Genomic DNA, 25,603 nt, shown 5'->3' on the forward strand with positions numbered 1-25,603 from the left:
GAAGTAGATGCGGCCCTGCCGAGTCCCACAGGGACCTACATGGACCTGCCCGAAAACTGGTCTCCGAAGAAGCCTTTTCCTTACCCTTCCCTTTCTGTTAGGCATGCACTCGCTGGAATGGCAAGTAGGGGCTAGGTCGAAGAATTCGGTTTCGGACCCAGGGCAGGGGCCTTGGGTAGCTGGCGGGGGCGCATTCAAGCCTGCTCGGCGGCTCAGCGGGCCTCCGAGCGTCATGGTACCAGGGCCTCATCGCTCACTCCGGACCTACCTCTATAGGGGAGCGCAATGCACGATACCGGGATGGACCATGGTTGTGCCCGGCCGGTGGACCGGAGCCAGCTGAATACGTGCCCCGAGCAGAAGTGCGACCTCATCATGAAGGGCGGCGTGACGAGCGGAGTGGTCTACCCTCCCGCCATCCTGAAGCTGGCGCAGCGGTACCGCTTCCACGCGATTGGGGGGGCCTCCGCAGGTTCCATCGCTGCCGCTGCGGCCGCCGCGGCGGAGTATGGGCGGCAGACTGTGGCTGGGAAGGCACCTAGTGGGACGTCCCACGGCTTCATCCGGCTCGCGGAGCTGAATGATGAGCTGGCGTCGCCGGGCTTCGTGCGACGACTCTTCGAGCCCTCTTCGACATGCAGGCCTCTCTTCAACGCCATCCTGGCCTGGCAGGCCTGGGGGGCGAAGGATCGCAAGCGGGCCCTCAAGAAGGAGGAGCGCAGGTGGCAGAAGGCACAGCCGCGGAGCACGGCGCAGGACACGGCGAACCCGCCGGAGACGGAGCCCCCGGGGACGGAGCCGCAGGATGGAGCGCAGGCGCCTGGCGGGGGACAGGGCGTGCTCGGCTTCATACGGACTGTGGCGAGGCTCAACCTCGTCTGCCTGAAGTCGGTGCCGGTCTGGTACATCCTGGGCGCGCTGGTGGGGTTGCTCGTGGGGGCGCTGCTGCTGGGGGGCAGCTTCGCTTGGCTCCTGAGGTGCTCTCAGGCGGCAACTGGCTGGTCCTGCGTGCTCGGTTGGGTCGGAGTCGTGTTGATGCTCGTGCTCTGGGGGGGGAGCCTCCTGCTGGGAGGGCTCCTCGCGAGCGGATTGGTCTTCAAGCGCATCGTCGCCGCGCTGAATGACAAGGACGCGCACAAATTCGGCATCTGCCCGGGGAGCCGTGGCGCTGGTGCGCCCCTGGACCCGAGCAAGCCGCTGGTGTTGACGGACTGGCTGTATGTGCGCCTCAACGAACTGGCGGGTCGTGGGCCCGGGGACGCGCCCATCACGGTGAGTGACCTGAAGAAACTGAAGGACCTGAAGACTCCGGAGGAACAGAAGGTCCATGGCATCCACTTCAAGCTGGTGACGAGCAACCTCACGCTGGGCCAGCCCTACACGCTGCCCATGAGCCGCGGCAGCCGCTCGTTCTTCTTCAAGAAGAGCGAGATGGATCGGCTCTTCCCGAAGCCGGTCGTCGACGCGCTGGTGGCCTGGGGCAAGAAGAACCAGCCGGAGAAGTCCATCCGTATCCGTAAGGAGGACGAGGAGGAGTTCTTCCGCTTCCCCATGGGCGAGGACATCCCGCTGGTGGTGGCCACGCGGCTGAGCCTCAGCTTCCCGGTGCTGCTGAGCGCGGTGCGGCTCTACTCGGTGAAGCACGAGAAGTACCGGAAGCAGGGGGGAGTGCCCCAGACCATCAATTTGGCGACGGACCTCGAGGAACACTGGCTGAGTGACGGTGGCATCACCAGCAACTTCCCCATCCACGTCTTTGATGCCTGGGTGCCGCAGCACCCGACGTTCGGCATCACCCTCTACGACTCGCCTTTGACCAAGGTGCTGGAGCAGCGCGAGGGGCACAAGCGTGAGAAGAACCCGCATGACGCCGTGTTACTGCCCTATCCCCATGACTTTGATAAGGCGCGGCCCCAGCGCACGGCCATCCAGGACACGCTGGGCTTCCTTCGCGCCGTCTTCGAGACGGCACAGAGTTACCGGGACAACGCGCAGGCGGGAATGCCCAGCTACCGCGAGCGCATCCTCCAGCTCTTCTTGGACGAGCACGAGGGCGGTCTCAACCTGGACATGGACAAGGACGTCATCCAGCACATCCAGGCCAAGGGGCAATGCGCGGCGCAGGAGTTGCTGGAGCGCTACGAGAACACGGACAGCGTCCACTTCTCCGAGCACCGCTGGGTGCGGATGCACGTGCTGATGGCGGAGTTGGAGCTCCAGCTCTTCGAGGTCCGCAAGCTGTTTCCTGGCGACACGTGGAAGGAGGAGCTGCGGGCGCGCTTTGACTCGCTCTTCAAGGAGCAGGTTGGCGCGCAGGCCCGGGAGGGTGGTTCGTGGTACAGGAACAAGGATCAGAAATGGTGTGATGAGGCCCGGAAGCGCCTGGATGCGCTGCTGGAGCTTGTCGATGAGTGGGACGAGTGCCAGCAGGCGTGGATGGGGGAGTACACGCCCACCGCGAACGAGGATCCGCGATTCTTCTTCGCCGCGCACCCACCCAGGCCCCAGGGCGTCCTCAAGGTCATTCCGAACCTGTGAGGGTGCAAGAGGGCTGCGCTCACTCCCGCCAACCGGCTTGCCGCGCGCAATCACGTGAGGTGCGCATCCAGTAACTCACGAGTGTAAGCCGCAGCGAGAGGGAGACTCGCTGCCCGGGAAGCGCTCCATCGAGTCAGCAGCAAACTAGCAGCAAAATCCTTGGTGCCCTCGTGTACGAGCTGGGACGGCTGGACAGGCCCGGCTTTAGAAACCCGAATATTTACGTAGGCTTGTGAACCGCTGATAACCGCTGGATGCTCCCCTGCCTTGGTTCGGGACCAAGGGGTCGCAGGTTCAAATCCTGTCTCTCCGACCATTAAAAGCCCTGGATGACAGTCCTCAATGTTTCTGGGCCGGGGCTCCTTGGGCCGGCTTGGCCGACGATATCCCAGGACTGGCAGACAGCTCCATCTCCGTCAGCGGCCTCGCCGGAACGTCCGGCCTGGGCAGGTCCACGAGCACCTGCGAGTACAGCGCCAATCCCTCGTCCTGGGAGATCTGACCGAGAGCGAGCCGCAGTTCGAGGGTCTCGAGCTTCTTGCCCGCCTGATGGGCCTTCTCGATGGACTCGAAGGAGCCCGAGGAGCGGACGAGGTTGAGACACGTGGCGGAGATCGCCGAACAGATGGCCGCCAACACGCAAAGGGTCTTCCAGACAGGGCCGGCCGACGGGCCGAACGCCTGAGCGAGAGTAACCCCACTGACGACCAGGACTGTTGCGAGCGCGCTGCAGACGATGCTGATGGTGTTGCGGCGGGCGGTACGCCGCTCGACGCCCCGAGCGTATGCCTCGAGCTCCTCACGCTTCCGTTGGACCCGCTTGTGCAGGACATGAGCCGCGTCCAGCATGATTCCTTCCTTTTTCCAGGAGAAAAACGGTGCATTTCACCGTGTGCATCTCGTGGAGGGAGTCGGGTTCCGCCGGATGTGATCCGCGCTGACCTGGTGCTCCATCGGCCTCCTGCCTGCTGGCTTGGGGGGTCACGGACCGTGGGCTGGGATGTAGTGGTGCAGCGCGAAGGCCGCGCCCTGCGGGTCCTCGCACTGCGCGACACGGCCGCCACCGGGAACCTCCATCGGCCCGTTGGCCACCACGCCCCCGAGCGAGCGCGTCTTCTCGAGTGCCGCATCGAGGTCCTCCACGGAAAGGTAGAAGAGCCAGTGGGTGTGGACACCGGGAATGCGCGCCATGTTGGCCATGGCGCCCATGTCTCGCTCCCCGCCCGCCCGCGTGAACATCTGGTACGGGCCTACCGGGGGCGGCATCTGCAGGGTCTTGGACTCCTTCCAACCGAACAGCTCGGCGTAGCTGGACCAGGCGCGCTCCCGGTCCGTCGTGTAGAGCTCATGCCAGACGATGGCCTCGGGCCTCCGTGCCTGGCCGCCGGAGCTCACGGCGAACACAGCGCCCTGGGCGTCCTTGAGCGTGGCAATGCTCTCACCCTCGGCCGTCCGCTGCACCGGGCCCAGCTGCTGTCCTCCGAGCGCCACCACGCGCCGCGCCGACGCCTCGACGTCCTCCACGCTGATGTGGCCGAGCCAGTGCGCCGGGGCTCCCTGGGCCCGCGCCCGCTCCGGCAAGGCCACGAGCGCACCCACGCGCTGCTCGCCCGCGAAGAAGGCCCGGGCGTCTCCCGAGCGCTGGACCCGCCATCCGACGACGGCGGCGTAGAACGCCTCCGCCTTCTCCAGGTCCGTGGTCCTCAGGTCGTATGACACGAACGCTCCGACTGTCACCATCGTTTCCTCCTCTGATCGAGTTGTGCGCCACCTCATACCCGCCGCGGACACCAGCCAGGGTTGCTGGAGTGAGTGACCTGGTCGGGCAGGAGCATCGCCACTGTCACCGTGCCGTGGCGTGGGTGTAACACAGCCTTCAAAGGTGCCTGTCTATCCTCGCGCCGGTTTCTTCACCCCAGACCGTATTCGAGGACGACGTGGACGAGCGCGTAGACATTTCCAAGCGGGGCCAGGATCCGGACGACATCGGTTCCAACGACTCGGGTAACCCGACCTTCGACTCGGTGTTGCATGCCCGCCTGAGCCGTCGCTCCATCCTGCGCGGCGGTGTGGGCACCGCGGCCCTGGCCCTCTTCGGTGGTCTGCCCCTGGTGGGCTGCGGCGAGGAAGGGGATGGCGGTGATGGTGGTGACGGTGACGGGCGCCCGCGCGAAACGCTGCTGGCCTTCAGCGCGGTCGCCAAGAGCCTGAACGACACAGTGACCGTGCCCGCGGGCTACACCGCCTCGGTGCTCTACCGCATGGGCGATCCGATCGCCCCGGGTGTCGCGGCCTACAAGAATGATGGCTCGGATGGCGACTACGAGAAGCGCGCTGGCGACCACCACGATGGCATGGAGTACTTCGGACTGAACGCGGCCGGTACGGCGCGCGATCCGAACGGCTCCGAGCGCGGCCTGCTCGCGATGAACCACGAGGCCATGTCCGACGAGGGCGGCCGCGTCATCTTCATGCACCCCGCCGGCGGCAGCCCGAACAACGCCCGCGTCGCCGCCGAGGCGGACAAGGAAGTCGCCGCGCATGGCATCTCCATCGTGGAGGTGCGCAAGGTCAATGGCCGGTTCCAGTATGTGCAGGACTCGGCCTACAACCGCCGCATCACGCCGCTCACCCCGGTGGAGATCTCCGGCCCCGCGCGTGGCCACGCGCTGATGCGGACCCGGTACTCGACCAGTGGCGTCGCCACGCGCGGCACCATCAACAACTGCGGTACCGGCTACACGCCCTGGGGCACGCTGCTCTCCGGTGAGGAGAACTGGGCCAACTACTTCGCCCGTGGTGCCAGCGATGACGCGGCTCGCGGCGACAAGAGCGTCGTGTCCCTGCGCCGCTACGGCAAGAACCAGGGCTCGACCAGCCGCCACGGCTGGGAGACAGCCGGTGCCGACGACAAGTACGCCCGCTGGAACATCAGCCAGCTCGGCGCGACCGCGCTCGACGACTACCGCAACGAGATGAACACCTACGGCTACATCGTCGAGGTGGATCCGTACGGCAACACCACGCCGGTGAAGAAGCGCACGGCACTCGGCCGCTTCGCGCATGAGAGCGCCGCGTTCTCGAAGCTCGCGGCCGGCAAGCCGTTCGCGGTGTACATGGGCGACGACTCGCGCGGCGAGTACATGTACAAGTTCGTCACCAACGCCAGCTGGGACGCCGCCGATGCCAACGCCACCGACCGCATCGCCGTCGGTGACAAGTATCTCGACAACGGCAAGCTCTACGTCGCCCGGTTCAACCCGGACGGCACCGGTGAGTGGATCGAGCTGAACATCGCCGACACGCGGATCGCCACGTATGCCGCCTACTCGTTCGCTGATCAGGGCGACGTGCTGGTGAACGCCCGTCTCGCGGCGGATGCGGTCGGTGCGACCAGGATGGACCGCCCCGAGTGGTGCGCCACGCATCCCACCACCGGCGAGGTCTATTTCACGCTCACCAACAACAGCAACCGCAAGGTGGACGTGACGAGCTCGTCGCAGATGGTGGTCGACCCGGCCAATCCTCGCGCCTACGTCGACGTGCTCAACGGGAAGGAGGTCTCTCCGGGCAACCACAACGGCCACATCATCCGTATCCGGGAGAACGAGGGCGCGGCGACCGCCAGTGCCTTCGCGTGGGACGTGTACCTCTTCGGGTCGGAGGCGAACGCCGATGGCGCTCGCGTCAACCTGTCGAGCCTGACGGCCGACCAGGACTTCTCCAGCCCCGACGGCCTGTGGTTCAGCAAGGCCACCGGCATCTGCTGGATCCAGACCGACGACGGCGCCTATACCGATGTGACCAACTGCATGATGCTCGCGGCCCTGCCGGGTCAGGTCGGTGATGGAGGCAAGACCACGCTGACCTACACGAAGGCCGACGGCTCCACGCTCAACGTCGACACCTTCGTCGGCAAGAAGCCCACGGCCGAGACGCTGAAGCGCTTCCTGGTCGGGCCGGTCGGCTGCGAGCTCACCGGTTGCGCGGAGACGCCGGACGGCAAGACGCTCTTCGTCAACATTCAGCACCCGGGTGAGAGCACCACCCTGGCCAACGTGACCAACCCGGACAAGTTCACCAGCCACTGGCCGGACGGCGGCTCGGCGCGTCCGCGTTCGTCCACCCTGGTCATCACCAAGGACGACGGCGGCCGGATCGGCTCCTGAGCTCCTGGCGCGAGCGTCCCGGTGGGTCCGGGACGCTCGTCCTCACCAGGCGATGCGCTCGCCCCGGAAGCCGAAGAAGCTCCCGCTGTCCTCCGGGGTGAGCCGGTCGATGAGGCTGAGCAGACCCGCGACCGACTCGGCCACGGGGGTCGGCGCGTCCGTGCCCCCCATGTCGGTCTGGACCCAGCCCGGGCTGAGCACCACGGTGACGATGCCCTCGCCCCGCAGGTCCTGGGCCAGCGAGCGCGACGCCATGTTCAGCGCGGCCTTGGACATGCGGTAGCCATAGGCGCCACCCGTGGTGTTGTCGTGGATGGAGCCCAGCCCCGAGCTGATGTTGGCGATCTTCGCGCCCCGGGCGCGGCGAAGCATCGGCAGCAGCGCGCGGGTGACCCGCAGCGGGCCGAGCGCGTTCACCTCGAATGTCCGGGCCGCGTCTTCCAACTGATCGAGATCGTCCGGCCTGTTCCTCATGCCGGCGTTGTTGATGAGCAGGTCCACGGGCCCGTTCACCGAGTCCGCGAACGCGCGCACGCTCGTCTCGAGCGCCACGTCGCAGGCGCTGATCCGGAGCCGTCCGCCGGAAGGCTCCACCAGGGCGGCGAGCTCGCCCGCGCTCTCTGGCGTCCGGACTCCCGCATGAACGGAGTCGCCCCGGGCGAGATACTGGCGCACGAGCTCGAGACCAATGCCGCGGTTGGCTCCCGTGATGACGATCTTCATGGCGGCGAGCCTACTGCAAGGGCGTGAGGGATGGACGGGGTTACGCCCGCTCATTTCCCCACGCGGGTGCTCGGCTGCCAGCGCTCGCGCAGGAAGTCGACGAACGCGCTCACCTTGGGCGACAGGTGCCGGCCGCCCGGGTAGACCGCGTGCACGGGCGTGCCGGGAGAGTTCCAGCCGGGCAGGACGCGCTGGAGCCGCCCGGAAGCGAGGTCCTCCGCGCAGGAGGGGGCGCTCAGCATCGTCACCCCGGAGCCCGCGAGCGCGGCCTGGTGCAGCATGTCGAAGTCGTTCACCGCCATCCGCGCGCGTACCGGCACCGTGATGGACCGGGCTCCCGACCGCAGCTCCCAGGTGCTGCCCTCCCGCCCTCCACTGAAGACGAGGCAATCGTGCTGCTCGAGGTCCGCGGGCTTCCGGGGCAGGCCGCGCTCCTTCACGTAGGTGGGTGAGGCCACCACCACCCGTTCGATGTCGCCGAGCCGGCGGGCCATGAGCGTCGAGTCGGCGAGCACCCCGGCGCGCACCGCCACGTCGAACCCCTCGGCCACCAGGTCCACCCGGCGGTCGGTGCAGAGCATCTCGAGCCTCACCTCGGGGTAGCGGGTGAGGAACTCCGCCGCCAGGGGTCCGAGCACCGGGAAGTTGAGCGGGGCCGTCACGCGCAGCAGCCCGTGGGGCGCGGACTGCATGCGGGTGACGACCTGCTCGGCCTGCTCGGCCTCGGCGACCACGCGCGCGGCGTGCTCGAAGTAGGCGCGTCCCACCTCGGTGAGGCGCAGCTTGCGCGTGGTGCGCTGCAGCAGCTGCGCGCCCACCCGCGCCTCCAGCTCGGACACCTTCCGGCTCACGGTGGACTTGGGCATCCGCAGCGCCTCTCCGGCCGCCGTGAAGCTGCCGGACTGCACCACCTTCGCGAAGACGAGCAGCTCGTTGAGATCCATGCGTCCTTCCAGCTGGGACTGTCCCATGGGTGGAACAGTCCTTCTCGTTTGGCCCATCTAATCAAGAAAGGGGGTCCCCGCTACCTTGTGTCTCGTTCGGTCACACGAAACCAACCCGAAGGAAGAAGGAACGACGCACATGGCCACCACGACCTGGAACATCGACACCACCCACTCCGGCATCCACTTCTCCGTCCGCCACATGGTCGTCGCGAAGGTGCGCGGCGCCTTCAAGGCGTTCAGCGGCACCGTGCAGCTCGACGAGCAGGCGCCCGCCAGCTCGTCCGTCTCCGTCCGCATCGAGACGGCGAGCATCGACACCGGCGTGGAGCAGCGCGACAACCACCTCAGGAGCCCGGACTTCTTCGACGTGGCGAAGTTCCCCGCCATCACCTTCCAGAGCACGAAGGTGGAGAAGGCCTCCGGTGGCAACCTCCGCGTGACGGGCAACCTCACCATCCGCGACGTCACCCGCGAGGTGGTGCTCGACGTGGAGCAGCTCGGCACCGGCAAGGACCCCTGGGGCCAGACCCGCGTGGCGTTCGAGGCGAAGACCTCCGTCGACCGCCGCGACTTCGGTCTGACCTGGAACCAGGCGCTCGAGGCCGGCGGCGTGCTGGTGGGCGAGAAGGTCGAGATCGCCCTCGAGGTCCAGGCGGTGCAGGCTCAGGCCGCCAAGGTCGCTTGAGGTCCCCTGGACGCCCCCCGCAACGCGACGGGGGCGTGCCGCATCACACGAACTCCGTTAGAACAGGAATCGCCATGAAGAGCCCCATCCTCCAGACCCTGCCACTCGGCTCACCTCCCTGGGTGACCGCGGACCCGTTCCTGTTCTGCGTGCATCATGACGACCAGTACCCGGCCGGAAACGACCACATGGGCCCGGCGGCCTCGCTGGACGGCCGGAACATCGGTCAGGACTTCGCGGGGAAGGACGGCTGGAGCATGTACCACGGTGATCAGGTGCCGGGCTTCCCCGGGCACCCGCACCGGGGCTTCGAGACGGTGACGCTGGTGCGCAACGGGCTCATCGACCACTCGGACTCGCTCGGGGCCACCGCGCGCTTCGGCCACGGGGACGTGCAGTGGCTGACGGCGGGGGCGGGCATCGTGCACTCGGAGATGTTCCCCCTCGTGAAGAAGGGGGAGCCCAACCCGACCGAGCTGTTCCAGATCTGGCTGAACCTCCCGGCCGAGGACAAGCACGCGCCGCCGCACTTCTCCATGCTCTGGAGCCAGGACATCCCGCGCCTCTCGTTCACCGACGAGGCGGGCCGGCGTACCGAGGTGACGGTCGCCGCGGGAGAGCTCGACGGCCGGCGCGCGCCGCCGCCTCCGCCCCGCTCGTGGGCCTCGCGTCCGGACACCGACGTGGCCATCTGGACCCTTCGCCTGGAGCCCGGTGCGACGTGGACGCTCCCGCCTGCGAAGAACCCGCGCGCCAACCGCACGCTCTACTTCTTCGAGGGCGATGCGTTGAAGGTCGCGGACCAGACATTCCGTGAGCACCAGATCCTGGCGGTGCGGAGCGATGCCGCGCTGCGGCTCGAGGCCGTGGGGAGCGCGGTCGAGGTGCTGATGCTCCAGGGGCGCCCCATCGGGCAGCCCGTCGTGCAGTACGGCCCCTTCGTGATGAACACCCCCGCGGAGATCCAGCAGGCCTTCAATGACTACCAGCGCACCCGCTTCGGGGGCTGGCCGTTCCAGAAGGACGACCCGGTGCATGGGCGCGAGGAGGGCCGGTTCGCGCGGCACGCGGATGGCCGCATCGAGCGGCCGTCCCGCTGACAGCGCGGGCCGTACTTCCCATTGCGGGAAGGCCGGTGTTGGACTTGAGTCACCGGTCCCATGAGTGGTCTGGTCCTCGTCACCCTCGTCTTCCTCTCCGCCGGGCAACTCGGGTTGCCCGCGTCGCGGGACGCCCTTCCTGCCCAGGTGGTGCTCTCCGGCGATACCATCACCAAGGAGGGCACCGTCGGCCGGGCCACCGGGCATGCGGTGTTGCGCGCGGGCACGTCCGTCATTCGTGCCGACGAGCTCACCTACGACTACGATCCCGAGGTGCAGGTGGCGGTGGCGCGTGGAAACGTGCTGCTGGTGAACGAGGGGCTGGTCGGCTTCGCCAAGGGCCTCACCCTGAACCTGCGGACCCGCGAGCTGAGCACCGAGGACGCCACCTTCTTCCAGAAACAGGGCGTGGCCCCCGAGGTGCTCGCCGGGTTCGCCGCCCGGAACGAGTCCCTGGAGCTGAGCCGGGCGGGGCAGAACGAGTTCTCCTTCACCACGAGCCGCTTCCGCCTCCTGGAAGACGGCGCCTACCGGGGTGAGGACCTGTCCTTCACGGCCTCCTGTGGTTGCAGCCTGCTCGAGTCGGTCTTCAGCGTCTCCGCGAGCAGCGCGGAGCTGAAGCCCGCGGAGAGGGCCTCGTTCACCTTCGCCACGGTGCGCGTGTTCGAAGTGCCCGTCTTCTGGCTGCCGTGGCTCTCCCTTCCGCTGACGGATCGCGCGAGCGGGCTGCTCATGCCCGAGTGGACCGGCACGGGCCTGAGCGGATTGCAGGTGGATCTGCCGTACTTCCTCACGCTCGGCCGGAGCTACGATCTCACGCTCTCCCCGGGGTATGCGTTCGGTGTGGAGCCAACGGTACCGGGCAGTGGCTCGCTCGGCGTGAAGGGCCCGCGCCTCTCCACCGAATTCCGCTATGCCCCCGCCTCCGGGGTCTCTGGGAGGCTCTGGCTGCGGCTCCTCGAGGACCTGATGCTCGAGCGGGATCCGCTCAACCCGAACGTGCTCGTGCCCGATGCGAAGCGGCGGGGACTCCGGGGCTGGGGCATCTTCGAACACCAGCAGGCGCTCGGCCGCGGCCTCCATGCGCGGGCGGACGTGACGCTCTTCTCGGATGGCTTCCTCTTCGCCGACACCACGCCCGCCGGACACCTCGGGCGCTCGTACTACTACATCCCCTCCACGGCCATGCTGTACCACCGGGGAGAGGACCATTACGCGGGGCTCGCCCTGGCCTATCGCCAGGACATCCGTTGGGGCTACCCCCTGTTGGGCGAGGCCACACGTCCCCCCGTCTTCCAGGAGCTGCCCACGCTCCGCTACTCCCTTCCCACGAGGCCCCTGTTCGGACCGCTCAGCGGCGGTGTCCAGGTGGAGCTGTCCCGGCTCTCACCGCTCGGCGGGCTGCTGGGGGACGAGGGCACGGACGGGGTGTTCTGGCCGCTCCTGGCCGATACGGACGGAACCCAGGGCAACGGCCGCTTCGATCCCGGCGAGCGCCAGGCCCGCACCCGCCTGGACATACTCCCGCGGCTGAACGCCACCTTCGACCTGGGGGGCGTGCTGCGGGCCACCCCCTACCTGGCACTGCGCGAGAGCTTCTACTTCCATGAGGTGACGCGGGAGGCCCGGAACCGCGCGTACGGGATGGTGGGCCTGATGCTGGACACGGAGCTGTCGCGCGTGTTCGGCACGGGCGCCTCGGCGGTGCGCCACAGCCTCATGCCCTCGGTGGAGCTGCGAGCCGTGCCTCGCGTCTTCGGCGAGAGCGCGCCCTCCATCTATGACGAGGTGGACGCGGCCGTGACTCCTGACGGGTTCTTCCAGGGCCGGGTGGCGCTGAACCAGAAGGTGCTCATACGCAGCGGGAGCGCGACGCGCGAGCTGGGTCGGTTGGAGCTGGCCCAGGGGGTGGACTTCCTCGAGCGGCGGATGGGAGAGACCTCCGGGCGTCTGCAGGCGGGGGTGGGACCGGTGACGGCGGCGGCCACGGCCCGGCTCGACCTGTTCACCCCTCAGGTGGAGGAGCGGCTGACGCAGCTCTCGGCCTCGGTGGTGTGGAACATCCTCGCCAACGGGAGGTTGAACGTGGGTGCTGGCTACGAGCGGGCCCTGGCGAGCTCGGAGCAGGTGCGCCGCTCCATCGACATGCTGCTGCCTCCGCCCCTTCCGCCGCCCACGCCGAGCGTGAGTGACGGAGCGTCGTGCTCCGATGACACGGTGCTCAATACGAAATCGTCTGACCGCGTGTTGTTGAATGCGGGGACCGAGCTGCCTTTCGGTCTGGGATTGCGCTACGCGGCAGAGGTGTACCGGAGGGATCCCTCGCGATGCGACGTGCTCCGGATGAACAGCCAGGCGTTGTTCCTCTCCTACACACCCACCTGCAACTGCTTCCGGCTCGAAGCCCAGGCCTGGTTGTTGCCCCCACCGGCGAATTTCAGTTTCAAGCTGCTGGTGACGATCGCGAGACTCGGCACCTTCGGCATCTGAGCGATCCCGAAGGGATATGTCATGAGACTTCTTCCGAACAGCCCCCTGGCCCTCGTGCTCGCGCTCGTGCTCGGAGGCCGCGCCGGAGCCGAGAGCCCCTCGGCCGCTCCTCCTGCTCCGGAGGCGCCGCCGCGCGCGCTGGCGTGCCTGACGAAGTGGTACCCGGTGGAGCCGGTGTGGGTGGACGGCACGTGGAAGGCGAAGCTCCCAGGTGGCGAGACGTACCCGTGGGATGACGGGAAGTTGAAGTCCTTTGAAGAGAGACTCAACGCGCCAGATCTGGAGGACACCTTCTCGCTGACCTACCCGACGGGGCCCATCGCACCGGTGACGCGCGAGAACGAGGACCCCGGGCGCATCCGCTTCGAGCCGCTCTTCCATGCCACCTACGGGGCCTCCGAGGACAAGGTGGACGTGGTGGGCATCTCCTTCCTGGGGCAGCGGATGAAGGTGCACCGCAAGGTGGCGCCGGCCTTCGCGCGCGTGGCGAAGCGGCTCGAGGCGGCGCTGGCGAAGGAGCCGGAGCTGCGGCCGTACCTCACGAAGATGGGCGGCACCTTCAACTGGCGGAAGATCGCCAACACCCAGCGACAGAGCGCGCACTCCTATGGCGTGTCCATCGACCTGAACACGGCGCGCTCCCACTACTGGGAGTGGGCGAAGCCGAAGGAGCCGGTGCGCTGGGCGAACCGGATTCCCCAGGTCATCGTCGATGCTTTCGAGGCGGAGGGCTTCATCTGGGGCGGGCGCTGGTACCACTACGACACGATGCACTTCGAATACAGGCCCGAGCTGTTGGACCCTGCCTGCCATCAGGCGCGGCCCGCGCACGCCAGATGAGGCACGAGGCGTGTATTTTGCGTCATCGCGAAGTCCGAAGCACAGTGCCGCTCCACCCCAACCACGGGAGACATGCACATCATGAAGTTGCTTCTTTCGCTGTCCGCCGTTCTTGCGCTCGCGCTGTCCACCACCGGCTGCGGAAAGACCTGCTCCGCCGAGGAGTCGACGACCTGCTCGAACAAGCACACCTCGTGCATCACGGCATGTGGTGACGGCTCGAACGCGAACTTCGCGACCTGCGTCAATGCCTGCAACACCCAGCTCTGTGACTGCCAGACGGCCTGCGGCAATACCTGCGACCAGGACTCGATCAACTAGCGAGGTCTGATAGAGCGGGTCGGCGTACAGCCGATCCGCTCTTGTCCTTCCTGGGTAGGGACTGCTTCGCGAGCTTCCAGACCTGATAGAGCTGGGTCCAGTAGATGCGCTCGTCATCGAACGGCGGGAGAGGCACGTCAGTTTGATCGACATGCGCCTGCTCCGGTCGCTGACCTCCGAACAGCGAGAGCTGCAGGGGGCCTTCATGCGGCAGCAGGGAGACCTGATGCGCCAGTGGTCGATGGGGATCGTGACAGTCATCAACTCTCCCGCCCTGGCGCTGGTGGGCCGGATCCTCATCCACCGCATCAAGCCCTCGATCGTGCCGTACTCCATCCAGACCTCGTGGCAGGAGGCGGTGTCGTGGGCGGCGGACCGGCTGGATGCAAATGGTCTGGGCGAACACGCGTGGCGGGTACGGCAATGCCTCGGGTCGTCTTCCGGTGGAGAGGTGGGCTGAGCCGCGCGGAGCTCCTCAATCCTCGGTGAGGCGGGTGAGGAGCCGGATCAACTCGGCGCGCTCGTCCGCCGAAAGCCGCGAGGTGCGTGCCTTGTGCCCCTCTTTCAGGAGGACGTGGGCCTCGGTCACCCGGCTCAGGCCCGATGCGGTGAGCCGCAGCCGCGTGGCGCGCCGGTCATCCGGGTCCGCCTCTCGCTTCACCAGCCCCTCCGCCTCCAAGCCATCCACGGTGTCGGTGAGGGTGCGCGGCACCACGCCCAGGGCGTCGCTCACCTCCCGCATCCGCAGGGCGTCCTTCTCCAGCAATTGCAGCACCTTGAAGCGGGCGAGCGTGAGCCCGCAAGCGCTCAGGCGCTCGTTCGCTTCCTGCCGCATCCGGTGCGAGGCCGCGATCAGCGCGTCCACCACTTCGTTTCCGATCCGAGGGCGGGTCATCGACGGCGGCTCCTGGACATTGACGGCGGCTCCTTCTGTCGTTAGTGAGGATCCTCACAATGTGCTTCCACAGCATAACGCGGGTGGGGCGCCATGCCACGGAAGAAGGTTCGCGCATGTCCTGGGTCCAAAGGCGTCCCGAGTACGCCGTCGCCATCGTCTTCGTCTCCTCCATGTTCATGAACATCCTGGACACCACCGTGGTGAACGTGGCGTTGCCAGCCATGGCGCACCAGTTCGGCGTGCGGGCCACGGACGCCGAGTGGGTGGTGACGGGCTACCTGATGAGCCTGGCGGTCTGGATTCCGGCGTCCGGCTGGCTGGGGGACCGTTTTGGCACCAAGCGCACGCTCCTCGCCTCGATCGCCCTGTTCACGCTGGCCTCGGTGCTCTGTGGGCTGGCCTCCAATCTGACCTTCCTGGTGCTGGCCCGCATCCTCCAGGGGGTGGGGGGAGGGCTGATGTCGCCGGTGGGCACGGCCATGCTCTTCCGGGCGTTTCCTCCCGAGCGCCGCGCGAACGCCGCGCGGGTGCTCATCATCCCCACCGTGGTGGCGCCCGCGCTCGGGCCGGTACTGGGTGGCTTCCTCGTGGACACGCTGTCCTGGCATTGGGTGTTCCTGGTGAACGTGCCCATCGGCCTCGCCGCCCTGGCTTTCGGAGCCTGGAGCCTGAAGGAGCACCGCGAGCCCTCGGCGGGCCGCTTCGACCTGGCGGGCTTCCTGCTCGCGGGCGTGGGGCTGTCGCTGCTGCTGTACGCGCTGAGCACCGGGCCGGTGCTCGGCTGGGGGACTCCGACCGTGGTGGGCTCGGCCGGGGTGGGCGCGCTGGCGGCGGTGGCGTTCGTGTGGAACGAGCTGCGGGTGCGCACGCCCATGCTCAAGCTGCGGTTGCTGGCGGACCGGCACTTCCGCAACACCAACATCGCCGCGGCGTTCGGCAGCGCGAGCTTCATGGGCCTGCTCTTCCTCATGCCCATCTTCCTGCAGTCCGCCCGGGGCGAGTCCGCCTTCTCCTCGGGGCTCACCACCTTCCCCGAGGCGCTGGGCGTGCTCGTCTCCTCGCAGCTCGTGGGCAAGCTCTACCCGCGCGTGGGCCCCCGGCGGCTCATCGCGTTCGGCCTCGCGAGCGTGAGCGTGGTGACCGTGGTCATCGCGCTCGTGGGCCTGACGGCGGACCTCTGGGTGTTGCGCGGGTTGATGTTCGCCGCGGGCGCGAGCATTGCCTTCCTCTTCATCTCCCAACAGGCGGCGACGTTCGCCCGCGTGTCCAGCGCGGACACGGGCCAGGCCTCGGCCATCTTCAACACCCAGCGGCAGGTGGCCTCCATGCTCGGCGTGGCGCTCCTGGCCACCCTGCTGTCGGTACGCCTGGGCGCGGGGGGCGTGCAGCCGGGTCCCCAGGCCATCGAGGCCTTCCGGCTCGCCTTCCTCGTCTCGGCGCTCCTGGCCCTGGGTGGCGTGGGGGCCGGGCTCGCCATCCGGGACGAGGACGCCGCCTCGACGATGCGCGGCGGGCGGGGCAGGGCGATCTCCAGCGAGGCCGCGCAGGCCGCCATGCACTGAGCGGGGGCTTGATGGGCGAGGGGAGGGGCGTGCGACACTGCTCCTCCCGGCCAGACGCCGGACACTCGAGGAGTCATTCGCGGCATGGCCAGGAGCGTGGGAAGCAGGATCCTCAGGACGATCGCCCTCATCGGTGGCGTGCTCATCCTCGCCATCGTGGTGCTGACGGCGGGCTCGACCCTGATGCCCGGGACGAAGGTCCGAATGCTGTTCGGGGCGTCGCCCGATGCGTTGGCGGGCAACGGCGATGCCTCGTCCCCGAAGCCCATCACTCGCAAGTCCCTGCGAGAGTTCGCGGACAACGCGGGGATCGGCACCGGGGCTGACGCAGGGACAGACGCGGGAACCCTGGCGAGCGACGGGCGATGACGTTCCAGGAGCTCCTGGCGGACACGGCGCTGTCGTTCGTCGTGCTGGGCGCCGCGTTCTGGCCCCTGGAGCGGGCGTTCTCCGCGCGCGCCGGCCAGCGCCTCCTGCGCCCGGCCTGGGGGGTGGATTTCGCCTTCTTCCTTGGTCAGTACTTCGTGTGGGGGCCGCTTTCGGTGCTGGCGATCATGGCCGCCCGGCCGCTCCTGCATCCCGAGGCGTTGGCGGGCCTGAGAGCGGCGGTGGCCCTCCAGCCCACCTGGCTCCAGGTCGTCGAGGCAACGGTGCTCTGCGATCTCTGCGTGTATGGCTGGCACCGCCTGTGCCATCAGGTGGACTGGCTCTGGCGCTTCCACGCCGTGCACCACTCGGCGGAGCACCTGGACTGGATGGCGGCGCACCGCGAGCACCCGCTGGATGGGTTCACCACGCAGCTGGTGTGCAACCTGCCCGCCTTCGTGCTGGGCATCCCCCTGGGAACGTTGGCCATGGTGGCGGCCTTCCGGGGGATGTGGGCCATCTTCATCCACTCCAATGTGCGGCTCCCGCTGGGCCCGCTGGGCTTCCTCTTCGGCGCGCCGGAGCTGCACCACTGGCATCACGCGCGCGTCGAGCGGACCCGGCACAACTTCGCCAACCTCGCTCCGTACATGGACTGGCTCTTCGGCACCTACCACCGGCCGGTGGGCGAGGAGCGGTGGGCGCTCGGGCTCGCCGAGCCCTTCCCCCGTGGCTACCTGGCGCAGCTCTTCGTTCCCCTGCGCGACGTCGTGCTCCCCGGACGGAAGGCCCAGGGGAGCACGCAGCCGTCCTGAGGGCCGGGCTCCGGGTCAGAGCATGGTGGTGTTGGCGTCCACTCCGAGCAGCACGCTGCCGATGGTCTCCAGGGTGGGCTGGGCCACCATGGCGTGCTGGGTGGCCACGTGGACGTCGCGCAGGCAGCGCTGCAAGGGGCTGGCGCGGTAGACGGACGCGCCCCCCGCCACTTCGTACATCCGGTCCACCACGCGCGCGGAGCTCCGCGCGGCGTGGGTGTAGGCCAGCCGCAGCTCCGCCTTGTGGCGCAGGGACACCTCGCGGCGCGTGGCGGCCTCGAAGGTGGTGTGCACGGTCTCCATCAGGAAGGCGCGCGCGGAGCGCAGGGTGGCCTCGGCCTCGGCCACCGCTTCCTGCACCGCGGGCCGGCTGGCCACCGAATGACGGCCCAGGGGCATGATCTTCTTCTGGGGCGCCAGCGCCGTCAGCTCGTCGATGGCGCGGCGGGCGATGCCGAGCGCGACGGCCGGGATGCCCACCCCCAGCAGCCCGAAGGCGGGGAAGGCGTAGAGCGGCCGGTCGACACGCGGACGCTCGGTGACGAGCGACGTGCTCATCTCCGTGGGCACGAAGAGATCCTTCACCTCGATGTCGCCACTGCCCGTGCCGCACAGGCCCGCGGCGTGCCAGGTGTCGTGGAGCGTCGCGCCCTCGCGCGGGAAGAAGAGCTGGCGTACCTCGGGCATCCCCCCCTCGCGCAGCACGGGGCTTCCGCCCTTCGTCACCAGCGCTCCTCCGGTCAGCCAGTGGCAGTTCTGGCTGCCACTCGCCCAGGGCCAGCGCCCGGTGAGGCGATAGCCGCCCTCGACGAGCTCGGCGCGCCCGATGGGCGCGGCCACCCCTCCGGTGATGACTTCCGGGTTGCCGAAGATGGTGCGCGCCGACGGCTCGGGCAGCCAGGCCGAGCACATGGAGGTGAGGGCGCCGATCATCACGCACCAGCCCGTCGAACCATCCGCCCGGGCGAGTGTCTCGACGGCCTCGATGACCAGGGCGGGGTGGAGCTCGAAGCCACCGTAGGCCTCGGGCACCACCATGCGGAAGAGCCCGGCCCCGGCCAGCTCGCGGGCGAGATCGGCCGGCAGCTGGCGGGCGGATTCGATCTCCTCGGAGCGGGTCGCGATCCGGGGAGCGAATTGACGGGCGGCCGTGAGCACCGGGTGCTCGTCACGGGTCTTCAGCGCGGAGGTCGAGGAGAGGGTCATGGCGGGAGCGTACGGGGACTGATGCCCGACCCGCCAGTACGTCCGGGTTGCTTGACCGGGGTGCTACTTCGACGCCGCCGGGGCGGGCGGACGGTAGCGGGGGTAGGAGCCGAAGACCTTGAAGAAGGTGGTCTGCTGCCGCAGCCGCTGGAGGGCGGCGGCCACGTGGGGCTCCAGGCGATGCCCCTCGATGTCCGCCAGGAAGATGTACTCGCCGAGCAGCTCCTTGGCCGGGCGCGACTCGAGCCGGGTCATGTTGATGCGGGCCTCGGCGAGCACCAGCAGGGCATCGAGCAGGGAGCCCGCCCGGTTCTCGGGCATGGCGAAGCACAGCGAGGTGCGATCGCTCCCGGTGGGGGCCGCGTCCTCGGCGCCGAGCAGGATGAAGCGGGTCTGGTTGTTGGGGTGGTCCTGGATGTCGTGGGCGAGGGTCGCCGCGGACTGGAGCTCGATGGCGCGGCGGGTCGAGATGGCGGCGGCCGGCCGCGCGTCGGCCAGCGCATCCGTGAGGGCCGCGGCGTTGCTGAGGGCGGCGACGATGGAGACGCCGGGCAGGCAGCGCTCGACGAAGCGGCGGCTCTGGCCGAGTGCCTGCGGGTGGGCGTGGAGCACCCGCACCTCGTCGAGTTGCAGCCCCGGGCGCACCGCGAGCATGTGGCGCACGGGCAGGACGAGCTCGCTGCGGATTTGAAGGGCCGTCTCCCGGATGAGCAGATCCAACGTGGTGGTGACGGCGCCCTCCAGCGAGTTCTCCAGGGGGAGCACGCAGGAGGACGCGGCGCCGGTCTCCACCGCGGTGACGACGGCCGGGAGACTGGCGAGCGGGAGGAGATGGGCCTCGGAGCGCCCCCAGGCGAGCGCGGCCTCCTCACTGAAGGTTCCGGGCGGACCGAGGTAGGCGATCGTCTCCATGGGCGCGTTCTACAACACCTCGAGCCCTCGTGGCCTTCGCAGTCAAGCCGCCTTCTTGTTCCCCCGGACCAGGGGGTGGCGCGGCTCCTGTCCGCGCAGCTGCCGCAGCTCCTCGCGGGCGATGCCCAGGCCGCCTCCGGCCAGGGCCCTCAGCCACGACTGGCCCGTCTCCTTCGCGATGAACTGACGCATCTGGCGCTGGTCCTGGAGCAGGGGTGTCAGCAGCGTCGGGTCGTTGAAGTTCTCCGCGAAGGCGTTGGCCAGCCGCTGCGCCCCGCTGTGGTTGTCGAAACGGCCATCACTGCCGTACTGGGCGATGAGCAGCTCCCGCCCGGCGGCGGTGATGGGCTCCAGCAGCAGGTTGTTGAAGGTGTAGGTGGCGTGGCCGTGGCGCCAGTAGAAGCGCTCGAAGGTGTCCGTCATCCAGTCCGCGTCGAAGGGCCGTTCCCGGTGGGCGATGATGCACTCGACGAGGTTGCGCGCCATCTTGTTGCCGTTGTTGGCACCCTGGCCGCCGATGGGATCCAACGACATGGCGGTGTCCCCCAGCGGCATCACCAGCCGGCCCGAGGGCAGCCGCCCCACCGGCTTGCGCACGGCGGGCGCGAACTTCCCCACCAGCCAGCCGTTGGGATCCGAGACGCGCGCGTCCTTCAGCCACTCGTAGTCCCACGGCATCAGGTCGCGGACGACCTTCTTGCCGATGTCCAGCACCTGCTCGGCGCTCCGGGCCTCCTGGAAGCGGTCCATCGGCCCACCGGGCCGGGCCTCGAAGAGGAGGCACCAGCTGGCACCGGCATCCTTGTGGAAGTAGGGCACCCAGAAGGTCTCGCCCGCGGGGGCCAGCAGGTTGAGCTTCACCGGCAGCATGGGAATGCCGTCGAAACCCAGCTTCGGCCCCTGCACGCACACCATGGACAGGTGGCGCTGGGGCTTGTCGTAGACGCTGCGCTCGGCATCGCGCTCGAAGAGACGGCACAACTCGGCGCGCCCGGCGGCCACCACGGTGAGGTCGTGCGCGGCGGCGATCTCGTCCAGGCGCCGCACCGTGACGGATTCGATCTCCACCTTGCCGCCGCGCGCCACCAGCTCGTTCATCCACTGGTGGCTCTGCAGGCGCAGGTCGATGGCCAGGAAGGGTCTGCGCAAGCGGCCGGCGAGGGTCAGCATCCGGTTGCCCAGCATCGGACAGAAGGTGATGTGGAAGCCGTCACCCCACGGTGCGTCATCGACCCAGGAGTTGAGGTCGAGCTCGTACTCGAGCCGCAGTGAGAGATCGAAGCGCGTCGCGGTTCCCGTGGGCCGGCTCTCGTTCAGCCACTGCTCGGGCGTCTTGTCCGAGTAGAGCGTCACCTGGTAGCCCGCCTTCAGCAGCGAGTGCGCCGCCAGGAGACCCGCCTGCCCGGCACCAATGATGGCAATGCTTCGCATGACTCCCCTCCTGCCTCGTGGGTGTTTCACCTGGAATGTGCAACGGCTGTGCCCGTCCTCCTCGGGGAGCCAATTCCTGGCACGAATGGCTCCAATATACCTTCTGGAACGGTAAAAGCGGATTTTACAGTAAAATTCGCACTATCCGGAGAGTCGGTGTTGGGCGGAAGACGTGACGTACGGCCTCCTGTTCACCAGGAGTACGACTCCGGCGCGTTTCATCTTTGACCCATGGGGTGGTGGTGACTCGGCGAGCGCTTGCCCGCTTGCTCGTCGGTCGCGGGTGCTCCCGGGGCCCGGGCCCGGTCCATCTGGGGGTGGAATGACCCAGGGCGGCGGGTGCCTACTCCCGAGCGGCGCCGGGCGTGGGGCCCGGTAGGATCTCCCGGAGGCACCCGGAGATGTCCCCGCGCCAGCTCCACTGCTGGGGATAGCCGAGTGACACCTCCTCGAAGCGCACCCCGTCACGCCACAGCGTGGCGGGCATGTGGAGGTGGCCGCTGACGACGACCTCGGCCCGGAAGCGCTGGTGCCAGTCCTCCGTCTTCTTCGTCCCGCACCAGATGGAGAAGCGCGGGATGCGCGGCAGCCGCACGTGCTCGTAGCGCAGCGGGAAGTGGTTGATGAGGATGGTGGAGCAGTCCGCTGGCAGGTTCTCCAGCCGGGCGAGCGCCTGCTCCACCCGCGCCGCGCACCAGGCGGACCGTGAGGGGTACGGATCCGGGTGCAGCACCGCCTCGTCGGTGCACAGCACGTGCGACTCCAGGGCCCACTCGATGGCGCTCTGCTCGGAGACGTGGTCCGGGCGGAAGGAGTAGTCGTAGAGCAGGAAGAGTGGCACCAGCACCCGGTGCGGGCCCTCGCCCGGCCAGCGAGGGTAGGGGTCTTCCGGGGTGAGCACGCCGTAGGAGCGGCAGTGCTCCACGAGCTGCTGGTAGCGGGCCTCGCCGCGCAACGCGGGCTGCTCGCGCGTCAGCGTCCACAGCTCGTGGTTGCCGGGCACCCAGATGACCTTGCCGAAGCGCGCCGTCAGCGTGCGCCAGGCGAAGTCCATGTGCTCCATCAGCTCCCCCACGTCCCCGGCCACGATGAGCCAGTCCTCGGGGTGGGGGGCGATTGATTCGAGCGCTTGCCGGTTCTGCTCGTAGCGCAGATGGAGGTCACTGAGGGCGTAGAGCTTCATGGTGGGGGGCGTGGACCGTCTACCTTACTGGACTCCCGACCCGTCCTGGTGTTTCGCCGAAGCCCGCCTGCTTTTCCTCCGCGCCGCCTCAGGGCACCATGTGTGCCTCCGGTACGGCCCTTCGAATGGGGAACGAGTCAGCACAGGCACGTCATGCCCGGAAGCCTGCTCCCCAGGCTCCTTCCACCGCGGCCCCGTCCGCCGAGCCCGCCGACCTCGTCGTGCGCTCGGTGCTGCCGGAGGACCTGCTGGCGGCGTTGGAGAGCGAGCGCTCGCTGTACCGGTGGGTGATGCTCAAGGGCGCCGAGGACGTGCGGCTCGAGGACGAGTCGCTGCTCGGCCTCACCCCCCAGCCCCCCGCGGACCCGAGCTGGGGTGGGGGACAGCTCATCGGCTTCCTCCCGGACGAGCGCCGCTTCGTGGGGGAGATCGTCCACGTGGACCCCACCCAGGGGCGCGTCTTCATCTCCACGCGCTCGCTGGGCCACATCCCGCCGGAGGTGGCCTCCGCGGAGCGCTGGGCCTTCCAGCCCTTCGACTTCTCCGAGGCGCTCCTCGCCGCCTCGCGCGCCTATGACTCGCGCGGGCCCCGCGTCCGCGAGGCGTTGGACCGGGTGCGCGGCGACATCCCCGATGATGGCGCTGGCCCCTCGCCCGGCCCCGAGGACCTCTGGGAGAAGCCCTGGGGCCTCCTCTGGGGGCCTCCGGGCACGGGCAAGACGGAGACGATGGCGCGGCTGCTCGCGCAGGCGATTCAACGCAACCCGAAGGAGCGCATCCTCGCGGTGGCGCCCACCAACCGCGCCGCCGACACGCTCGCGCTGCGCGTGGCCCGCATGCTGTCCAAGGCCGGGGCCCTCCACGCGCCGGACACCACGTGCCGCATCTTCCGGGGCGGCGTGGGCGTGGGCCTGGAGCTGACGAACGCCTTCCCCGCCGTCCTCCACGACTCGGGCTACCAGAAGCACGCGGCGAGCATCGAGCACATGGAGGAGCGCGTGCGCCGCGAGTTCCTCAACGGCGCTCCTCCCTCGCGCATGGCCACCGTGAAGGCCGAGCTGCGCAAGGTGCGCGAGGGCCTCACGGACGAGACGCTCTTCGTCGCCCGGGAGGGCTATGCCACCCTCATGGTGCTCACCGTGCACCGCGCGCTGCGGCTCGTGTCCGAGCTGGAGGGCGCCGAGCGCTTCGACCGGCTGGTGGTGGACGAGGCCGGCATGGTGTCTCGCGCCGCCGTGGGGCTGATGGCGCCGCTGGCGCGCAAGGTGTTGTTGGGGGGAGATCCGAAGCAGATTGGACCCGTCAGCCGCGCGCTGGAGGGCGCGGAGCGGCCGGTACAGACGTGGATGCGCAGCTCGCCGCTGTCGCACCTGGAGGATGCCCGGGCCGCGTCCGAGTCCTCGCACGTGCTGCTGCTGCGGACGCAGCACCGCATGCACCCGCAGATTGGCTCCGTGGTGAGCCACTTCTGCTACTCGGGAATGTTGGAGGACGGCGAGGGCCCGCGCACCCGGCAGCCGAGGACGGTGGACGTGTACCCGGCCGCGCGCGCCTGCTGGGTGGTACTGGACGAGGCCACCCGGGACGCGCGCCGCGTCTGCCACGAGCGCGGGGAGTCGGGCCACGGCTACCGGCGGCCCTTCTCGGCGGAGCTGGTGGTGTCGCTCGCCGCGCCGGCGCTGAAGGCGGGCCTCAAGGTGCTGGCGGTGACGCCGTACCGCGCGCAGGCGGCGCTGCTGCGCGCCCTGGCCCTGGAGAAGGGGTGGAGCGAGTCGCGCTTCCAGGCCTCCACCATCCACCGCCAGCAGGGCACCGAGTACGACGTCGTCGTGGTGGACACCGTGGCCGCCGGGCGTCCCTTCGCCCCGAGCGAGCTCACCCCCATGCTCAACGTGGCCGCCAGCCGCGCCCGCGAGTACCTCTTCGTCCTCTCCTCGCGCGCCGAGTCCGAGGCCGCCATCCCCTCGCAGCTCCTGGAGCTGCTCACGCCCGTGGCGCCCTCCCTGGAGCCCCGCTTCTCGCTCCAGCCCCTGCTGGTGATGCCGGGCGTGCGCGCGCAGGTGGCGCGGCGGCCCGAGGCCCTCGGGCAGGAGATTGAATCACTCCGGGACATGGGGCCGCTCTTCACCCAGGAGCAGGTGGCCCTCTTCGAGCGCCGCTTCGACGAGGGGCACCACCTGGTGCGCGGCGTGGCCGGCAGCGGGAAGACGTACGTGCTGGCGCACTGGGTGGCGCGCTACCTCGCCGAGCACCCCGACGCGCGCGTGCTGGTGTCCTTCTTCAACAAGGCGCTGACGCCCCTGCTGTCGCGCCTGCTGGTGGCGGCCATGCGTCAGCGGCTCGGCAAGCGGGCGCCGCTGATGACACAGCGGGTGACGCTCATGCACATGACGGGCACGGGCTCCTTCGCCCCGGACAGCTTCGACGCCGTCTTCGTGGACGAGGCGCAGGACCTGAGCGCCACGGAGCTCGCGCACCTGTATTCGCTGGCCCGCCCGCTCACGCGCGGGGAGGGGCCGCCGCTCAAGGCCTTCCTGCTCTTCGCGGATGACTCGCAGAACGTGTACGGGCACAGCGCCGTGGAGGCCCTGCGCAAGGAGCTGCCGGACGGGCTGGACTTCACCGGCCGCGTGCGCGTGCTGCGCGAGGCCTTCCGCTCCACGCGCCAGGTGTCCGAGCTGGCCTTCAACGTGGTGTTGGATCCACTCGGCCTGCACAAGCTGCCCAACCCCGGCATGCGCGAGTTCATGCGCTCCCACGAGCTGCGCGAGCAGGGGCTGCTGGAGGAGCCGGTGCCGGGGGTGGACGGGCTGTACCGGCTGCAGTGCACCGAGCGCGAGGGCGTGGTGCCGGTGGTGCGCGGCTTCGACTCGGCGCAGGCGGAGGAGGCGTGGCTGGTGCGCGAGGTGAAGCGGCTGTGCCAGCGGGAGGGGGTGCTGCCCTCGGACGTGCTGGTGGTGGCCCCCGTGCGCCCGGCGCGGCTGGCCGAGGCGCTGGAGCGCGCGGGCCTGCCGGCGGTGGCCTTCGGAGGCCGCAGCGGGCAGGACGTGTCGGGCTTCAGCGTGGGGAAGGTGGACTACATCCGGGTGACGACGGCCTTCTCGTGCAAGGGGCACGAGAGCCCGGTGGTGTTCTTCTGCGGCGTGGACGCGCTGGACGGCATGTCCTGGATGGAGAGCAAGCCGGGCCGCACGGAGCGTGAGCTGGAGCGCACGCGCCGCGCGCTCTTCTACGTGGGCGCCACGCGGGCCATGGTGCGCCAGTACGTGAGCGGGCTCTCCTCGGCCCGGTTCACCCGGGTGGCCTGGGAATACGCGCGGGCCCTCGCCCGGGGCGTCCGGTAGGGGGTGGGCGAGCCTCCCTGACAGGTCCTCGGAGGTGGTCTCCCGGACACATCCGGCCCAAACCCGACAGGTC

At 69.1% G+C, this 25,603-nt stretch carries 21 protein-coding genes; 12 read left to right on the forward strand and 9 right to left on the reverse strand.

The features are described from left to right. The first annotated feature begins 285 nt into the window (after positions 1-285). Positions 286-2,538, forward strand: coding sequence for a patatin-like phospholipase domain-containing protein (locus NR810_RS04635; RefSeq protein WP_257448319.1), 2,253 nt, complete (start codon positions 286-288; stop codon positions 2,536-2,538). A gap of 339 nt (positions 2,539-2,877) precedes the next feature. Here NR810_RS04635 and NR810_RS04640 read toward each other — a convergent pair whose 3' ends face one another. Then, positions 2,878-3,387: a hypothetical protein gene (locus NR810_RS04640; protein WP_257448321.1), complete on the reverse strand. Its 510-nt coding sequence runs from the start codon at positions 3,385-3,387 to the stop codon at positions 2,878-2,880. 132 nt (positions 3,388-3,519) lie between these two features. Beyond that, positions 3,520-4,278, reverse strand: a complete 759-nt coding sequence (locus tag NR810_RS04645) for a VOC family protein (protein ID WP_257448323.1) — start codon at positions 4,276-4,278, stop codon at positions 3,520-3,522. Positions 4,279-4,475: 197 nt separating this feature from the next. Here NR810_RS04645 and NR810_RS04650 point away from each other — a divergent pair, with 197 nt between their 5' ends. Then, the gene (locus NR810_RS04650) at positions 4,476-6,707 is read left to right on the forward strand and encodes a PhoX family protein (protein WP_257448325.1); all 2,232 of its coding nucleotides are present in this window, start codon (positions 4,476-4,478) and stop codon (positions 6,705-6,707) included. A 42-nt stretch (positions 6,708-6,749) separates the two neighbouring features. Here the strand turns inward: NR810_RS04650 and NR810_RS04655 are convergent, their stop codons facing one another. Together NR810_RS04655 and NR810_RS04660 are read right to left on the reverse strand one after the other, a co-directional pair. Beyond that, positions 6,750-7,430: an SDR family oxidoreductase gene (locus tag NR810_RS04655; protein ID WP_257448327.1), complete on the reverse strand. Its 681-nt coding sequence runs from the start codon at positions 7,428-7,430 to the stop codon at positions 6,750-6,752. A gap of 50 nt (positions 7,431-7,480) precedes the next feature. Next, positions 7,481-8,401, reverse strand: a complete 921-nt coding sequence (locus NR810_RS04660) for a LysR family transcriptional regulator (RefSeq protein ID WP_306817882.1) — start codon at positions 8,399-8,401, stop codon at positions 7,481-7,483. Positions 8,402-8,513: 112 nt separating this feature from the next. Here NR810_RS04660 and NR810_RS04665 point away from each other — a divergent pair, with 112 nt between their 5' ends. The 6 genes from NR810_RS04665 to NR810_RS04690 all read left to right on the forward strand — a co-directional run bounded on the left by NR810_RS04665 (position 8,514) and on the right by NR810_RS04690 (position 14,273). Further along, entirely contained in the window at positions 8,514-9,062 is a 549-nt protein-coding gene (locus NR810_RS04665) for a YceI family protein (RefSeq protein WP_257448329.1), read from the forward strand. Positions 9,063-9,136: 74 nt separating this feature from the next. Next, positions 9,137-10,162 carry a pirin family protein gene (locus NR810_RS04670; protein ID WP_257448331.1) on the forward strand — a complete coding sequence of 342 codons (1,026 nt, stop codon included), beginning with the start codon at positions 9,137-9,139 and terminating at the stop codon, positions 10,160-10,162. A gap of 60 nt (positions 10,163-10,222) precedes the next feature. Beyond that, entirely contained in the window at positions 10,223-12,652 is a 2,430-nt protein-coding gene (locus NR810_RS04675; protein ID WP_257448333.1) for an LPS-assembly protein LptD, read from the forward strand. A gap of 21 nt (positions 12,653-12,673) precedes the next feature. Beyond that, positions 12,674-13,492 (forward strand): M15 family metallopeptidase, encoded by an 819-nt coding sequence (locus NR810_RS04680; RefSeq protein ID WP_257448335.1) that lies wholly within the window; start codon positions 12,674-12,676, stop codon positions 13,490-13,492. Positions 13,493-13,573: 81 nt separating this feature from the next. Next, positions 13,574-13,813, forward strand: coding sequence for a hypothetical protein (locus NR810_RS04685; protein WP_257448337.1), 240 nt, complete (start codon positions 13,574-13,576; stop codon positions 13,811-13,813). Positions 13,814-13,955: 142 nt separating this feature from the next. Then, positions 13,956-14,273 (forward strand): hypothetical protein, encoded by a 318-nt coding sequence (locus NR810_RS04690; protein ID WP_257448339.1) that lies wholly within the window; start codon positions 13,956-13,958, stop codon positions 14,271-14,273. 15 nt (positions 14,274-14,288) lie between these two features. Here the strand turns inward: NR810_RS04690 and NR810_RS04695 are convergent, their stop codons facing one another. Continuing rightward, positions 14,289-14,708 carry a MarR family winged helix-turn-helix transcriptional regulator gene (locus NR810_RS04695; RefSeq protein ID WP_257448341.1) on the reverse strand — a complete coding sequence of 140 codons (420 nt, stop codon included), beginning with the start codon at positions 14,706-14,708 and terminating at the stop codon, positions 14,289-14,291. A gap of 116 nt (positions 14,709-14,824) precedes the next feature. Here NR810_RS04695 and NR810_RS04700 point away from each other — a divergent pair, with 116 nt between their 5' ends. From NR810_RS04700 to NR810_RS04710, 3 genes are all read left to right on the forward strand, one after another. After that, positions 14,825-16,273: an MDR family MFS transporter gene (locus NR810_RS04700; protein WP_257448343.1), complete on the forward strand. Its 1,449-nt coding sequence runs from the start codon at positions 14,825-14,827 to the stop codon at positions 16,271-16,273. Positions 16,274-16,357: 84 nt separating this feature from the next. Further along, positions 16,358-16,642 carry a hypothetical protein gene (locus NR810_RS04705; protein WP_257448345.1) on the forward strand — a complete coding sequence of 95 codons (285 nt, stop codon included), beginning with the start codon at positions 16,358-16,360 and terminating at the stop codon, positions 16,640-16,642. Next, positions 16,639-17,454: a sterol desaturase family protein gene (locus NR810_RS04710; RefSeq protein ID WP_257448347.1), complete on the forward strand. Its 816-nt coding sequence runs from the start codon at positions 16,639-16,641 to the stop codon at positions 17,452-17,454. The genes NR810_RS04705 and NR810_RS04710 overlap by 4 nt, the downstream gene beginning before the upstream one ends. Before the next feature lie 15 nt (positions 17,455-17,469). Here the strand turns inward: NR810_RS04710 and NR810_RS04715 are convergent, their stop codons facing one another. From NR810_RS04715 to NR810_RS04730, 4 genes are all read right to left on the reverse strand, one after another. Continuing rightward, positions 17,470-18,660: an acyl-CoA dehydrogenase family protein gene (locus tag NR810_RS04715; protein WP_257448349.1), complete on the reverse strand. Its 1,191-nt coding sequence runs from the start codon at positions 18,658-18,660 to the stop codon at positions 17,470-17,472. Between the two features lie 63 nt (positions 18,661-18,723). After that, a complete protein-coding gene (pheA, locus tag NR810_RS04720; protein ID WP_257448351.1) occupies positions 18,724-19,572 on the reverse strand; it encodes a prephenate dehydratase in 849 nt (282 codons plus the stop codon). A 42-nt stretch (positions 19,573-19,614) separates the two neighbouring features. Next, the gene (locus tag NR810_RS04725) at positions 19,615-21,003 is read right to left on the reverse strand and encodes a styrene monooxygenase/indole monooxygenase family protein (RefSeq protein WP_257448353.1); all 1,389 of its coding nucleotides are present in this window, start codon (positions 21,001-21,003) and stop codon (positions 19,615-19,617) included. Between the two features lie 343 nt (positions 21,004-21,346). Continuing rightward, on the reverse strand, positions 21,347-22,186 hold the full coding sequence (locus NR810_RS04730; protein WP_257448355.1) for a metallophosphoesterase family protein: 840 nt from the start codon (positions 22,184-22,186) through the stop codon (positions 21,347-21,349). A gap of 125 nt (positions 22,187-22,311) precedes the next feature. Here NR810_RS04730 and NR810_RS04735 point away from each other — a divergent pair, with 125 nt between their 5' ends. Beyond that, a complete protein-coding gene (locus tag NR810_RS04735) occupies positions 22,312-25,530 on the forward strand; it encodes an AAA domain-containing protein (protein WP_257448357.1) in 3,219 nt (1,072 codons plus the stop codon). Positions 25,531-25,603 lie beyond the last annotated feature (73 nt).

Source organism: Archangium lipolyticum (assembly GCF_024623785.1).
In the GTDB taxonomy this organism is placed as follows: Bacteria; Myxococcota; Myxococcia; order Myxococcales; family Myxococcaceae; genus Archangium; species Archangium lipolyticum.

Excerpts from the sequence above, each read along its gene's own strand:
- NR810_RS04635 (WP_257448319.1), top strand. The coding sequence starts at position 286 with ATGCACGATACCGGGATGGACCATGGTTGTGCCCGGCCGGTGGACCGG.
- NR810_RS04640 (WP_257448321.1), bottom strand. The coding sequence starts at position 3,387 with ATGCTGGACGCGGCTCATGTCCTGCACAAGCGGGTCCAACGGAAGCGT.
- NR810_RS04645 (WP_257448323.1), bottom strand. The coding sequence starts at position 4,278 with ATGGTGACAGTCGGAGCGTTCGTGTCATACGACCTGAGGACCACGGAC.
- NR810_RS04655 (WP_257448327.1), bottom strand. The coding sequence starts at position 7,430 with ATGAAGATCGTCATCACGGGAGCCAACCGCGGCATTGGTCTCGAGCTC.
- NR810_RS04660 (WP_306817882.1), bottom strand. The coding sequence starts at position 8,401 with ATGGGACAGTCCCAGCTGGAAGGACGCATGGATCTCAACGAGCTGCTC.
- NR810_RS04665 (WP_257448329.1), top strand. The coding sequence starts at position 8,514 with ATGGCCACCACGACCTGGAACATCGACACCACCCACTCCGGCATCCAC.
- NR810_RS04670 (WP_257448331.1), top strand. The coding sequence starts at position 9,137 with ATGAAGAGCCCCATCCTCCAGACCCTGCCACTCGGCTCACCTCCCTGG.
- NR810_RS04675 (WP_257448333.1), top strand. The coding sequence starts at position 10,223 with ATGAGTGGTCTGGTCCTCGTCACCCTCGTCTTCCTCTCCGCCGGGCAA.
- NR810_RS04680 (WP_257448335.1), top strand. The coding sequence starts at position 12,674 with ATGAGACTTCTTCCGAACAGCCCCCTGGCCCTCGTGCTCGCGCTCGTG.
- NR810_RS04685 (WP_257448337.1), top strand. The coding sequence starts at position 13,574 with ATGAAGTTGCTTCTTTCGCTGTCCGCCGTTCTTGCGCTCGCGCTGTCC.
- NR810_RS04695 (WP_257448341.1), bottom strand. The coding sequence starts at position 14,708 with ATGACCCGCCCTCGGATCGGAAACGAAGTGGTGGACGCGCTGATCGCG.
- NR810_RS04700 (WP_257448343.1), top strand. The coding sequence starts at position 14,825 with ATGTCCTGGGTCCAAAGGCGTCCCGAGTACGCCGTCGCCATCGTCTTC.
- NR810_RS04705 (WP_257448345.1), top strand. The coding sequence starts at position 16,358 with ATGGCCAGGAGCGTGGGAAGCAGGATCCTCAGGACGATCGCCCTCATC.
- NR810_RS04710 (WP_257448347.1), top strand. The coding sequence starts at position 16,639 with ATGACGTTCCAGGAGCTCCTGGCGGACACGGCGCTGTCGTTCGTCGTG.
- NR810_RS04715 (WP_257448349.1), bottom strand. The coding sequence starts at position 18,660 with ATGACCCTCTCCTCGACCTCCGCGCTGAAGACCCGTGACGAGCACCCG.
- pheA (WP_257448351.1), bottom strand. The coding sequence starts at position 19,572 with ATGGAGACGATCGCCTACCTCGGTCCGCCCGGAACCTTCAGTGAGGAG.
- NR810_RS04725 (WP_257448353.1), bottom strand. The coding sequence starts at position 21,003 with ATGCGAAGCATTGCCATCATTGGTGCCGGGCAGGCGGGTCTCCTGGCG.
- NR810_RS04730 (WP_257448355.1), bottom strand. The coding sequence starts at position 22,186 with ATGAAGCTCTACGCCCTCAGTGACCTCCATCTGCGCTACGAGCAGAAC.
- NR810_RS04735 (WP_257448357.1), top strand. The coding sequence starts at position 22,312 with ATGGGGAACGAGTCAGCACAGGCACGTCATGCCCGGAAGCCTGCTCCC.